The organism is Photobacterium sp. GB-72 (genome assembly GCF_003026095.1).
Lineage (GTDB): Bacteria > Pseudomonadota > Gammaproteobacteria > Enterobacterales > Vibrionaceae > Photobacterium.
The window spans coordinates 100,524-114,402 of record NZ_PYNV01000011.1 but is presented as its reverse complement, the minus strand read 5'-3'; the positions used below and the strand labels follow the sequence as shown (position 1 = coordinate 114,402).

At 35.1% G+C, this 13,879-nt stretch carries 12 protein-coding genes; 5 read left to right on the top strand and 7 right to left on the bottom strand.

The annotated features are described in order from the left end of the window. Positions 1 to 106: 106 nt before the first annotated feature. Positions 107 to 604: a DUF1097 domain-containing protein gene (locus C9J40_RS13495; RefSeq protein WP_107247194.1), complete on the bottom strand. Its 498-nt coding sequence runs from the start codon at positions 602 to 604 to the stop codon at positions 107 to 109. A 286-nt stretch (positions 605 to 890) separates the two neighbouring features. Here C9J40_RS13495 and nagZ point away from each other — a divergent pair, with 286 nt between their 5' ends. Then, positions 891 to 1,895, top strand: a complete 1,005-nt coding sequence (nagZ, locus tag C9J40_RS13490; protein WP_107247193.1) for a beta-N-acetylhexosaminidase — start codon at positions 891 to 893, stop codon at positions 1,893 to 1,895. Between the two features lie 79 nt (positions 1,896 to 1,974). Here nagZ and C9J40_RS13485 read toward each other — a convergent pair whose 3' ends face one another. The 4 genes from C9J40_RS13485 to C9J40_RS13470 form a co-directional block, all read right to left on the bottom strand. After that, entirely contained in the window at positions 1,975 to 3,567 is a 1,593-nt protein-coding gene (locus C9J40_RS13485) for an EAL domain-containing protein (protein ID WP_107247192.1), read from the bottom strand. A gap of 794 nt (positions 3,568 to 4,361) precedes the next feature. Next, positions 4,362 to 5,276 carry a cation diffusion facilitator family transporter gene (locus tag C9J40_RS13480; protein WP_107207199.1) on the bottom strand — a complete coding sequence of 305 codons (915 nt, stop codon included), beginning with the start codon at positions 5,274 to 5,276 and terminating at the stop codon, positions 4,362 to 4,364. 293 nt (positions 5,277 to 5,569) lie between these two features. Beyond that, positions 5,570 to 6,061: a hypothetical protein gene (locus C9J40_RS13475; RefSeq protein ID WP_107207200.1), complete on the bottom strand. Its 492-nt coding sequence runs from the start codon at positions 6,059 to 6,061 to the stop codon at positions 5,570 to 5,572. A gap of 161 nt (positions 6,062 to 6,222) precedes the next feature. After that, positions 6,223 to 6,909 carry a VC0807 family protein gene (locus C9J40_RS13470; RefSeq protein ID WP_107207201.1) on the bottom strand — a complete coding sequence of 229 codons (687 nt, stop codon included), beginning with the start codon at positions 6,907 to 6,909 and terminating at the stop codon, positions 6,223 to 6,225. A gap of 133 nt (positions 6,910 to 7,042) precedes the next feature. Between C9J40_RS13470 and C9J40_RS13465 the strand changes: the two genes are divergently transcribed. Continuing rightward, positions 7,043 to 7,588: an isochorismatase family protein gene (locus tag C9J40_RS13465; protein WP_107207202.1), complete on the top strand. Its 546-nt coding sequence runs from the start codon at positions 7,043 to 7,045 to the stop codon at positions 7,586 to 7,588. A gap of 123 nt (positions 7,589 to 7,711) precedes the next feature. On the opposite strand, the gene C9J40_RS13460 is transcribed toward C9J40_RS13465, so the two are convergent. Next, the gene (locus tag C9J40_RS13460) at positions 7,712 to 8,470 is read right to left on the bottom strand and encodes a hypothetical protein (protein ID WP_107207203.1); all 759 of its coding nucleotides are present in this window, start codon (positions 8,468 to 8,470) and stop codon (positions 7,712 to 7,714) included. Between the two features lie 855 nt (positions 8,471 to 9,325). Here C9J40_RS13460 and nagA point away from each other — a divergent pair. Then, entirely contained in the window at positions 9,326 to 10,459 is a 1,134-nt protein-coding gene (nagA, locus tag C9J40_RS13455) for an N-acetylglucosamine-6-phosphate deacetylase (protein WP_107207204.1), read from the top strand. A gap of 207 nt (positions 10,460 to 10,666) precedes the next feature. Here nagA and C9J40_RS13450 read toward each other — a convergent pair whose 3' ends face one another. Beyond that, the gene (locus C9J40_RS13450) at positions 10,667 to 11,095 is read right to left on the bottom strand and encodes an NADH:ubiquinone oxidoreductase (protein ID WP_107247191.1); all 429 of its coding nucleotides are present in this window, start codon (positions 11,093 to 11,095) and stop codon (positions 10,667 to 10,669) included. Between the two features lie 632 nt (positions 11,096 to 11,727). On the opposite strand from C9J40_RS13450, the gene C9J40_RS13445 reads away from it, so the two are divergent. Together C9J40_RS13445 and C9J40_RS13440 are read left to right on the top strand one after the other, a co-directional pair. After that, positions 11,728 to 12,681, top strand: a complete 954-nt coding sequence (locus C9J40_RS13445) for a chemotaxis protein CheV (RefSeq protein ID WP_107207206.1) — start codon at positions 11,728 to 11,730, stop codon at positions 12,679 to 12,681. A 487-nt stretch (positions 12,682 to 13,168) separates the two neighbouring features. Continuing rightward, positions 13,169 to 13,834 carry a hypothetical protein gene (locus tag C9J40_RS13440; protein WP_107247190.1) on the top strand — a complete coding sequence of 222 codons (666 nt, stop codon included), beginning with the start codon at positions 13,169 to 13,171 and terminating at the stop codon, positions 13,832 to 13,834. The last annotated feature ends 45 nt before the right edge of the window (positions 13,835 to 13,879 follow it).

Below are 13,879 nucleotides of genomic sequence, written 5' to 3'. Positions count from 1 at the left end.
ATTTATCATTACATATAACAATGCCGCTGATTAATCGCTTTTTTAAGCATAAATCTAGCGGCATTTTTATAAAGCTGGTTAATGAGCAATATGTAAGATTGTTTACTTAATCCTGGGTGATGGGTAACTCTATTTCAGCGCGAGCCGTTTTTTTTTCTGCGAGTTTCGCGTGTAGCCATAAACCAGAACTTTTCATTAAATAGCCAAATACTACACCCACAACCAATGATGGTATAACCAATTGCCAATTACCATTTGCAGCAAACGTTGCGCATGAGCCTATAAAGGTACCAGGGATAAAAGATAACCACGATTTTTTTGCTTGTGCGCACATCATAAATGCAACTAGAGCAGTGACAACGTAACCAATAATCTCAAAATGAACTAAAGATGATAACTTAATGATCACCATCGCCCAAAAAACACCGCTTAAGTTTGTTGCAATGCTTAACCCAACGCCTTTTATACCATCGCGCTGAAGAGCAAAATATGTCGTGCAGCCAAGAAATCCTCCCCAGCTTAATAAGCCCAGAGATACAGCTACCCAGCCCCAAATCCCAGATAAAATTCCTGTTGTTAAAGCGATTGCTATAAGTACCGACATGACTCACTCTTTTGCGATGACAGAATTGTATTGAGTGTAACCTAAGACCTGTTCAAATTAATCAACTAAGATCACACAAAGAAAGTAATACTACATTCCATTTCATAAAATAATCAACAAAGATCACCATAATTACTTTAATTTAATACTGATATTGGAAATGATTAAACCGTGTTCATCCCCTAAAAAATTCCATTATGATGATGCCTAAATTCACATTAAAAATTGCGGATAAAACTGACTATGGTAATTTATCGCCTAATATAATGTTACTCGGAGTGCCGTCATGGGACCTTTAATGCTTGATGTATCAAGTTATGAACTTGATGCAGAAGAACGCGAAATTATTCAACATCCTACAGTAGGCGGTATCATCTTTTTCGCCCGAAATTATGACAATCGTGAGCAACTTCGAGCGTTAGTTAAAGAGATTCGAAAAACGGCTAAACGCCCTTTACTGATTGGTGTCGATCAAGAAGGCGGACGTGTTCAACGTTTCCGCGAAGAATTTACCCAACTACCACCTGCTCGCGCTTTTGCAGCGTCTAAAAATGGAGAAGTGCTTGCTAAGCAAGGTGGCTGGCTAATGGCTGCTGAACTACTCGCGATGGATATTGATATTAGTTTTGCGCCTGTACTTGATCTTGGTTACGACTGTAAAGCGATCGGTGATCGCGCTTTCTCAAATTCACCACAAGACGTTATCCGTTATGCAAGCCAATTTGTAAGTGGTATGGCGCAGGCTGGCATGGCTGCAACCGGTAAACACTTCCCTGGTCATGGTGGTGTGATAGCCGACTCTCACTTAGAAACACCTTACGATTCACGGGATAATATTAAGAACCATGATATGACCGTATTTACACATCTCATTGAAAACAACCTGCTGCAAGGCATCATGCCAGCACACGTTGTATTTGATGCTTATGACGAAAAACCTGCAAGTGGTTCCGAATATTGGTTAAAACAGGTATTACGTAAAGAGCTAGGTTTTAAAGGCGTGATCTTCTCTGATGACCTTAATATGAAAGGAGCTGACGTATTAGGCAGCTATAGCGAACGAGCTATTGCAGCTCAAGAAGCTGGTTGTAACATGGTAATGTTATGTAATAACCGTGAAGGTGCTGTACAGGCCCTTGATGGATTACCACAGATTCCAGTGCCTATTTTAGAAACATTGTTAAAGAAACCAACCGCTGAGTATAGTGATTTGATCAATACTCGTATATGGAAAGAAAGCCAAGATGCCGTTTCTCGTCTCGCACAAGAGTGGACAGAGAAAAACGTTTAACACGTGGTTACTGTAATCATTACCAACAAAAAAGCCGACATTATGTCGGCTTTTCTTTATCCATAACTCGTTATCTTATCTAAATAGCCAAAAGCTTATTCTTATTTTTAATCTCAATATTATAAATCGAAAACTCTTCAGCATTCATTGGCATACCAAAATAATACCCCTGCTGAAGATAAACATCACGCTCAACAAGGTAATCGGATTGCTCTTTCGTCTCGACGCCTTCTGCTATCATTTCCATTCCAGCCTGTTTGCCGAAGGCTATAATAGAATCAAGCAGAGAAAGTTTTATATCCGTCGTACCGATATTTTCAACGAACATCTTATCGATTTTTAAACTCCGCAAGTTCAATTCTTGAATATAACTGAACCCACCATACCCTGTGCCTGCATCATCTAATTTAATATCAATACCCTGAGCTTTAAGATATTGGATAACCTCAGAGGCAATAGTAAGATCTTCAAATTGTTTTCGTTCTGTAATTTCAAAAGCAACCTGTTTAATAGGGATCTTTGAATTGCTGAATAATGCTAATGACTCATTCATTATCTGTATATTTTCTAATTGTTGCGGTACAAGATTAATACTGATCACTCTATCGGTTAACTGCCAGTTGATAGTACTCAAATCTTTAATCGCTTTTTCAATTAATAAATTAGTAATAGGGATAATTTGTCCACTTTTCTCAACGTAAGGAATAAATTCCATTGGTGATATTAATCCAGCCCCTTTTTTCTTCCATCTAGCAAGTACTTCACAACCATAAAGTTCTTTGGCCTTTAAATTAATAATAGGTTGGTAATAGGGTACGAACTCACGTTTAACTATCCCTCGTTGTACTAATGCATGTAACGATAAACGTCGTCTAATGAATAAACGCCGCAACAAAATTAAAAATCCAGCAATAAATGCACCAGCTAAAAAGAGAGGCATCCTTAATAATTGTGACTCTTTATCTAATAATTCCAACTTAATGTAATTAGAAAATTTCAAACCATTAGGCATTAAAACTTCATATATAGGTTCAGCCGTGTATGATTTATTATCACCTTGCCAACCTAATCGATCCAATTCATTATCTGCTGATATAGATGTTAAAACACAACCTTCACAGTATTTATTTCGTAAGATTTCTTCAACGATGGGTTCTAAGGACAGAACCAAACTCCCCTTGCTACCTTGCCACCGAACTTCAAAAATACGTTGCAGACTATTTTTTTCAGAAGATAACCATAACGACATCATATTGCCGTAAGTTTTAATTTTCCGAGATTCAACATGCTGACCATGATTTTTTTCATAAAAACTCGAACAAGTACTTTTGCCTGAGGGGGTTAAAGAAATCTTACGGATAAGATAATTACTATAGGCAATACGTTTTAATTGCTCCTGCTCTTTCTCACTACACGTAAAATCAAAATTGCGGCTAAGATTCGTAATAAAGTCTTGATAATCGCCTATATTTTGAATATGAGTTTTAACCAATTCATCAGTATCTGTTTGAATTTTTGTTGATAAATGCTTAGTTGCAAAATATGGTGCGAGAGTCGTAAAACCAAAACCGACTAAAATAACAAAAAACATTAAACCAATACCAATATGGCCTGAAAATCGCATCAAAAAAATATCATCAATCGTTTTGGTTAATCTCTCTTTCTTAAACATTGAATAAACCATCATTGTTATTATTCATAATCTACCATCCATGTAGATCTCTATAAAAATCATTACTTATAATAAAGTTAAAACCTAAAGCATTATTAGACAAGCCATAGAGAAGATTAAATACCAGCAGAGATCACATGTTATAAAATATTCATTTCAACTTAAGACTTACACTCTAATTTATAAAAACAAATCAACACAGTCAAACTTTTACAAATTAAATACCAAATTAAATACCAAATTAAATACCAAATTAGAATAGAATATACTCAAAAAATTTATCAATGAAATAATAATGTTTGTTAAACTTAAACTTTAATTTATCTCCATTTCATTAAAATAAGATTTAAATCACAATAATAGTTTCATTTTTTGCCAATAAAAAAAGCGCTAATCATAGCGCTTTTTTTAATTTCTGTTCTTCGCAATAAGGATTATAAACTATCCTTGCTATAATCAATATTCTTAGTGCATTTTTTTTCTTTAAGAATGATATAAAATGCACCCACAATGAATGCTATAACTAAAGCAGTGTCCATGATTCACCTGTGATAAAAATAATTTTCAACATTGGCTAAAAATTAACTCTTATTTCGTGTTTAATTAAACAAAGATAATTTTTAGAGCGAAGAAATAATACAAGATTCCTATATCTATTTCACCACAGTGGTTATCATTTTGTAAAATTCAATATAAATGATTCGAAAAAGTATAATTACAAAATGTTAGTTAGGATAAGCCCTGATTCGCAGTCAATTATCCTAACATTAAACCTAAGTTCTATTTAGACTATGTTACAGCCAACGTTCTTGACCGGTAAAACTAACAGAAAGCCATGTTTCACCAAGATCGGCCTCCAACTTATCCCATATGATTTGACGAATATTATCTTGTTGTTTTGTCGTCCATCTTTTTTCATCTTTTACCAAGATGTTAATTTCTAAATCATACTGACGACCGATTTTAGCAAAATGATGAGTATAATCATCGAAGTCATACTTTTCAGAAAGCTCTGCAATAACTTGATCGACGTGCTCTTGAACACTGTCTTGTGGTGCGACAAGCAATACTTCCTTTAGATTTCGTCTTAATACCTTTATCGGTAATACTGATGCTGCGATAGATAATGTTGTAACAAGAATGGGATCGACATAGGCATTCCACTTAGAATAACCCATTGCATCAAATATAATAACTAAGATAAAACCAACCAATATTGCAGCACTTAAGATCGCGTCAACTAACCATTCTTGCGAGTCAACTCGGACTAATTCGGAATCAACACTGCGTGCGATAGAGGTTTCAAAAAAGTAAATCGAAAAACAACTGACGGTTGAAAGAACAGCATAGACAATCGCGTCTCCCAAAATAATGTCGTGACCACCTTGCATTATTGTTTGTATGCCCGTCACAAAGGCAAATAAACATGTTACTAAAATTAATAGACCATTTACCACGTTGATAAGAGGTTCAAAATGGGCATAACCAAATTGAAACTGTTCATCATCCGGTTTTGAAACTAAGTACGCCGTATAAAGACTAAGTCCTGTCATCCCCATACTTAAAAAAGAGAACATACCGTCTAATAAAATAGCATTAGAACCAACATACAGACCGTAACCAATACCTAGCGTAGCAACAAAAATTGTTCCTACTAATGATATCTTCAGCGCCATTCTCTCTTTACTAATTTTACGGCTTGAAGCCATAATATCCCCCTAGAATTAATGATAAAATAACGTAACTACCCGCTACGACAATAAAACTTCAATTTAAAATATCTCTATATTTAACAATATAGTGTCAAATACAATATCATTAAAAGTGCTTTTAGGGGAATTTTTGATATTTTTCAGTATTAAACAGGCGTAAAACAGATAGCCTATGCCATGCAGGTTTAGAGCTATAAACACAAAAAAGTACAATAAGTTATTAACTTATAAGAATATAATTTCACTGTATATATTAGGTTAAACAGAACTTCGTGTGTGACACATATTGATTATTGCTCTTCACGAACAAGCTCTAAACGTTCAACATCACTATAAAATGACACCATTTTTACTCGGCTTAAATCAAATTCAAAGCTACTTTTATCACACATATTTTGCTTATCTGCATCAAGTTTTATTCTGTTTCTTTGTTGTCTATTAAATGATGCTATGTACTGCTCTTTTATAAATTCACAACGTGCTAGCTTTTCACATGCTTCGTAACTTTGCTGGTTGAGTATTTCCCAGTGCTCGTTAAATTGTGACAAGGCAATATGGAGTTGCTTGTAATTTTGATCACTAATAAAACCTTTAAGCTCTGTAATTTTTTGATATTGGGTATCTAGAAATGAGCTAAAGAAATGAGAACCTCGTTGGGACGGGTGGTTAGCGCAATGTTTATCAACAAACTTCATTCCTTCTTTATCTGAAGAGTTAGCCACTTCAATCGTTGAGCAAGCCGTTATTACTAGTGATGTGAATATTATTGAGGTTAGCTTCATGACATGTCCGTTTTTAAACTACATGTCTAAATTATTACTCAAAAGTTTGAATTATGTTTTCCCTGTAAGCATTATCTTAAAAATAAAACGGTAACACACCTTACTTTGATACAAAAAAAGCAGTGAGTGATTCACTGCTTACATTTTGATGAAAAACGACATTACTGCGACTTAAATATCTCGGCCGTTTCTAGCTGTGTCATACGGCGAATTTGACGCCATACAAAATAGAATATACCCATCATCATCAACATAGATGGAATTGCTATCATCGGGTAACTTAACAATGTTAAACGTCCCAACTCTTCATTAAATGCTTCAGTTCCTGATTTGCTGGTTACAATCACTGTCGCCAGAATATAGTTCATCACAGATGAAAAAAGAAACGTGCTAGCAAACATGTAATTAGACTGCGTTAGACAGCGATCAAATAAATGCTCGTTGTTCTTTTCTTTTAAACGCTCATTTATGAGCCCTAAATTAAGCACGCTGTCATTTAATACTAATTTGCGTACAACTGGAAACTTGGTAAATGTTGAGCCAAAAACAACAATTCCGATAAGTCCAGGGATCAAGGCTTCTTTAATCGCTAACCACTTAGTATCAAGTTCAAGTAAACCTATACCGCCTGTTAGAAGAACGCTGACAATACCTAGCAAAGCTATAAAGTTATATTTCTTATAACGAATAAGCTCATAACCGCCAAAAATAACAGGGAATGCCAATGCTGCTAGTAATCCGCCTACCGCACCGAGTTGATCACCACCACTAAACTTCATCAGAATCACTGACGGTATAATAACGTTAAAAACAATTTCACTTAACGGGTTTGATTTTCTCTCAGCCATAATCTGACAATACTTCCTTTGTTTACATTTATTTTACGTTAGTCACTTTGCATTGTTCCGTTTCTAAACAACACTGTAAAGAGCAATATGGTTACAAACCATTACTTTTTCAATAGACATAAGGAATCGCGCAATGCTTGATATTCACCATTCAATATTGGTTGTGGTTGACATACAAGGCAACCTCGCGCAACTAATGCACCAAAAGGACCACTTTTTTCGACAAGCTGAAATTATGGTAAAAGGCGCCGAGCTCTTTGACTTACCAACATTATGGCTTGAACAGTTACCCGATAAACTTGGCGCAACGATTCCTCAAATAGCACAACCTCTTACTCAGCAAGGATTAACGCCCATTTCTAAAGAAAGCTTTAGTGCCGTTCAAAATATTAGTTTTGTAGAGCAACTACAATTAAAACAACGTAAGTCGATCATCATTATTGGCATTGAAGCACATATTTGTGTTTATCAAACCGTTATTGATCTGATTTCTGAAGGCTACCAAGTCACTGTAGTAAGTGATGCGATAAGTTCACGGACAGAAGAAAACAAACAGATTGCAGTGAATAAAATGCAACGTGCAGGTGCACAAATCAGTACAACAGAAATGGTATTGTTCGAATTACAGCGGGTCGCCAATGGCGGTAGATTCAAAGCCTTACTCAATTTAATTAAGTGAACGTTGTCTAAGTAAGCAGCGCTTACCTTTTTAGCTGAAAGTGTAATAAAAAGGCATTGCATTATAGAATAACGCTATGCCTTTAATGCATTGATATTAGTAGAGCTGTTATTGACACAGTTACTAGATTGATAGAGCCATAAGGAAACTCGCTGCCGACATAATAACACTACTGATAACGAGCATCACCGTAACGGGTTTACTCTTTGTAATAATTGGCATTAACCATAAGCTTAATGCTAAAACCAGCAAGCCAATACTTGAAATTCGTACGACAAAGCCCGTTAAGTTGCCGAGTTCAGCCTGATGTACCAATAAGCTCATACCCTGCATATTCGATAGTATCGTCACAACACCAAGCACTAAACCACATACAGGTAAAAAGGTATTAAGTTTTGTTAACTTATGCTCAGATTTTACTAACATACAATGTGCGACTAAGCTTCCACCTATAAGAACATTGGCGATAAATTGAATGGCTAGCGAGTAACTAATACCATGATTAATCACCCCTTCAATAAAGTACAGTCCACTCCAAACCACGATCAAGAATAAAAAAGACTTACGCCATTTATCACTGCCAATTAAATGTTTTTCGCATAACCAATAAGCCATGGTAAAAATCAAAATTGTTAAGCAGAAAAAGGTATCAAGACCAAAACTTGATTGACTATGGATTTGCGATAGCATTAACATGCCTTCTCGCAATAACATTGCAGTAATTAACAACAACCAGATCAGGGGAAAGTTTTTAAGTACCCTATCAGATTGTCCAAAACATAGTTTCCCCGATAGCATAATCACGCCAATGACAATAAACGCGCCAATAGAAAATTGAGATAACACCTGAGACAATAAAAATGGCCAGTCAATCCACAGCATGACAACTCCTATACAGTATGGATAGTAACGAACGCTTAAATAAGCGCTTTAACAGTACTAATAATGAGAAGGCGCTATTTTGCCCAAATGCCCACTTGAGTGCAAAAAGAAAAAGGATAACTTCTCGCGTCATGCCTTTTTGTTTATCAGTAAAAAGCGTTGTTTATTAATCAAGCGGTCGTATTCTTAACATCAATAACATCAATAACGTCAACATAGTGGCAATAACTGGCATGGCTAAATAAGTTAAACTAAAACCATGTTATAAACTCTGTGGAGCAACGACATCTGTAATATCCGAGCAGCCACTTAGTGACAAAAGACAGCAGAAAAAACAGCCCCAAAAAAAGCAGCGGCGAGTTACCGCCCAAAACTAAACATTGACACCCAATACCACAATCTTAGGTGGTAATATATGCTTTCTTCTAATGTTCCTAGTGCAATAACCAATTACTAAACTTCCTTAGGGAATGTCATATAATCATCTCCCCCTACAGATAGCGCATACTGATATACCTGGAATAAAGTGATGATATATATATCAATTACTATACAATTACGGTACAAATAAGAATAACCCACTTATTGTCTAATTAAAAAAATCATTCCCCACCATGCTTTCAGTGAATATTTAAAGGCCAATTATGGGTACTTTTGCTGTTTATTTAATGAAAGGATTTGACGAATCATTAACTAAACAGGTATCTTAATTCACATAGAAAAATAAGATTATTTTAATGCTTTCAATCGATGTGTCGTTGCCGTTTAAGTTCAATTGACGAGACATTGTATAAAAGATGATGTATTTACTGTGACACTTGTTGTTAGCAGTACCAATTTACAAGTGAGATACCCATGATCGCAATTATCAACGTTAATGTATTTGATGGACAAACGACTCTTAACAATCAAGCTATTTTTGTTAAAGATGATGTTATTCAACGTATCATTCCAATGGCTGACGTAAACCAATCAGAACTTCCTGAAACAGTGGTTGATGGTAAAGGCTTCTTAGCTTCTGCTGGCTTTATTGATCTTCAGATTAATGGCTGTGGTGGCGTACTACTTAATACTGCAATAAGTAGTAAAACACTTGAGATCATGAACGAGACCAACTTAAAAAGTGGTACAACTCAGTTCTTACCAACTTTTATTACAAGTGACGGTGCTTCATTAGTTGAAGTACTTGAAATGGTTGAAGCTACAGAGCAGCCTGAACAACAAGGTATTTTAGGTCTTCACATTGAAGGTCCTTTTATCAGCGTAGAGAAAAAAGGCGCACACCGTGAAGAATTCATTCGTGAGCTTGACGAAAAAACAGCCCACTACCTTGCTGATAACGCAGATAAAATTTGTGTTTTAACCGTTGCTCCTGAAAATACGTCACAAAAAGTAATCGATATTGTTCGTGAAGCAGGCATTACCGTTTCTCTTGGTCACACTAACGCTACTTACGATCAAGTAAATGAGAAATCAGGCCTAGAAATGGCAACTCACCTATATAACGCGATGACACCACTTGGTTCTCGTGAACCTGGCGTTGTTGGCTACATTTTCGATAAAAAGCCACATGCAGGTATTATCGTTGATGGTATTCACGCTTCATACCCTTCTGTTCGAATTGCACATGATATCATGGGTGAACAACTATTCATGGTAACTGATGCTGTTGCACCTGCTGGTACAGACATGACTGAGTTCGATATGGCAGGTCTTAAAGCTTACGTTAAAGATGGTAAGTGTTTCTACGCTGATGGCACCATTGCTGGCGCTGCAGTTACAATGATTCAAGGCTTAAACAACTTGATTAATCACGTTGGCCTATCTCGTGAAGAAGCATTACGTATGGCTACATTATACCCTGCAAAAGCGATTAAGATCGAAAACGAGTACGGTATGTTAAAAGAAGGCTACAAAGCAAACATCACGTTGCTTTCTGACGACAACCAAGTTAAGCACGTCTTCCAAATGGGTAAACACGTTTTCTAAGTTAGCCACGTAAAATAGTTAACTTGGTATCTGATTAAAATTCAACGGTGATCTTACTGTTGGATTTTTTTATTGCTTCTATCTAGCGATAGCCTGTAGCTATTGATTAAAGACTAATTTGTAAGCAGGTTAAAAATAAAAAGGCCAAGTCAGTCTCTGACTTGGCCTTAAAATTTGATTAATTATTGCCCTATCTAAACTTTATAGTTAATTAGTAGAGAGTTGAGATAAGTGTCTTGGCGCTTTATTGTTACTTTCATCTCTTTCTTCTTGCTGTGTATTGATAACAACACGCTTACCAGCCATAGACATTTGAAACTCTCTTAATTTGAAGTAGCCATATGTAACAACAATAGAGAAGAATAAGTAAGATAACGAGAATACAAACGGTGAATTAATCACTTCAGCTTTTAATCCCCACATAACGCCTACAATCGTTACGGAAAGTTTAGCCATCATTCCCATTAACAGTAATAATAATGCTAATTGCGGGTAGCGAGTTGAACGAAATGCTAACCAATATGCTGTTCCTACAGAAATGGCTGCAATACCAAAGCCGGCAGCAAATGAATGAAAATGGTCACCAGATAAAACACCACCGATCGATGACAGTAAAAAAATCAATGCTAGTTTCATATTTGCCTCTCCAATTGTGAAGCGAAAAATCAATAATATTGCTACTAGGTATATTTTCTCATTTTGAACGCATTATGTATATATGAATTGAAAGATTTCATTTTTGAAAGAATTATGTATTAATTGTTAAATAACAAGCAATAAGCACTTAACACTTTGAAAATAAAGGCGACTATATTAATATAACCGCCAATTGTTAATCTATTGATAAATAAGTAACATTCTTGTTTTAACGCTACATTTAGAAGATTTACCAGTAAACCCGAAGAAAGGTAGATGAAAACACTATCACAATAAGACTAAAATCACAGATTATGAGTTAATTTATCCAAAGTTTTAAAATTAGAGGTTATTTTTTAGCGATATAAATAAATGGTTAATTTTAACCCTTTTTTCTACTGTTTTTGTTGTCTATTTAATCTACGTCACATTGAAGCAACGAGCTGTATGATCATCATAGCTAAAGTCATACTGCTACATCCTCAAATAACAATCATAGAATTAAGAGTTAGCTCACTGTTTAACATTAAACCTTCTTTTTTACTTTCTATTTCATTCAATAAATCTTTTTATCTGTCGATAGAGCTTAATTACTCTATAAGGCCAATCACTCTAACTAAGGACGGTTAAACATGGCAACAATTCTTGACAGTGTTAATCAACGAACCCAATTAGTAGGAGAAAACAGACTAGAGCTACTTATCTTCAGGCTTAACAGCCAGCAACTATTTGCTATCAATGTGTTCAAAGTCCGTGAAGTCGTTAAAGTACCCCACCTTAATTCTCTTCCAGGATCTCATATAAATGTTAAAGGGGTGGCATCTATTCGTGGCGTATCTATCCCTGTTATCGATCTTCGAACCTCAATAGGTATGAAAGAAACCGATATTAATGAACTGAGTAACCTAATAGTGACTGAATATAATGGTTCGGTGCAGGCATTTTTAGTCGGACAAGTAATGAATATCGTTAACATGACATGGAAAGATATTCAGCCACCACCCGATCAAGTAGGCAAGAATAATTTCCTTACAGCTATTTGTGAAATACATCGTGATAACCAAAAACATCTTGTCGGTATAATTGATGTTGAAAAGGTGCTCGCGAATATTATTAATTACAATATTAAAATTTCTGATGAATTATTGAGCAGAGATATCAGTCAGCATCTACAAGGACATAAAATTCTTATTGTTGATGACTCCCCTACTGCACGTAATCAAATTAAGTCAACACTCGCTCAAATTGGCATCGAAGTATTTGAAGCAAACAATGGCCAGCAAGCCTATAATCTATTAGATCAATGGTGTAATGAAGGTAAAACGGTAACCGATGAAATATTGATGATGTTTACTGATGCAGAAATGCCTGAAATGGATGGCTATCGACTTACTCATAAAATTCGTCATGATCCTCGCATGTCAAACTTATACATTACTCTTAATACCTCATTGAGTGGAAGTTTCAATGAAGCAATGACAGTGAAAGTAGGATGCAATAAATTTATTTCTAAGTTCCAACCAGATCTGATTGTTGAAGTTGTACATAACCGAATGATGGAAAAACTAGCAGAGCAAAACCCGTAATTATTTAGGCTCTCTATCAAACTTTTTAACACATTATCTTGTGTTATAACTCTTTGATAGAGAGCTAAGCATAATTTGTAACAGCGATTAAAAATACACTTAACGCAATAACTATTGCAGCTATAATTAATAACACTTCGAATATGTGCTCTGGCATATCATTCCTATATTACAATATAATATGAGTAAATATCTTTTATTAGATAATTTGATGTTTTCTACTCTTAATTTACACATACAGTATAGAGTTCTAAACTAAATCGAAGCTGAACATAACAGCTGTCTTTTCATTTCATCATAGACTCATGTTTTTAAAGTAATTTGTAGAAGAATGTGACCGAAAACGTGAATTTTAATACTCATTATTACAACTACCATTCTTTTATTATCTTACGATCTCATTTTCATTAAGATAAATTTGCTCTTTATATAAAATAGCGTAATGATTAAATAAAAATACAATCAATGGGAGCAAAGAACGCATCATATGAAAAAAGTATTCACTATAGCTTTATTATTTTTTTCATATTTTCCAGCCTTAACTGCAAAAGCAGACGAAGATATACCTCGCGTAATAAAATTATCTCCTGAAAAAATCACACAGCATAATGTAGATCTTCCTCTTAACCAATTTAGAGCACTTGAAATCTTGGCTGATAAGAATGTCAGCAGCCATCAAGTGCCTCGTCCTTATACAATGCCAGACACCACCGACCATACTAAATTATTTGGTTCAGATCTTAATGATAATGGTATTCGAGATGACTATGAGCGTATGCTATTAAAAAGTTACCAACGTTCAGAGTATGTCGCTATGGGAATATTAGCAGCAGAGCGCTGGGATAAACTCCTACGATTATTACACTCACAAGAGCAAATCAAAACTCGTTTTCAAGCCTTAGAGTTATTCAATGATAATATCGCAATTAACCAATGCTATTATTCTTTACAAAAAGTAGATAAAAAGCTGATTTCACCTGTACTTAGCTATTTTAATAATGACCAATTATTAGAAGCTAAATATCAAGCAGAACTATTACTGCTTGATATTATTGGCAATGATCAAGCAAATTTCACTTTTCATCAGCAACCATGTGAACGCTTTGCTGATTTCGCTAAAAGTGCAATAAAAGGCAAACTTGCCGCTTTATAACAACTAGTCAAAGAATTTATCGTCACTTCATTTATTACTATCAGT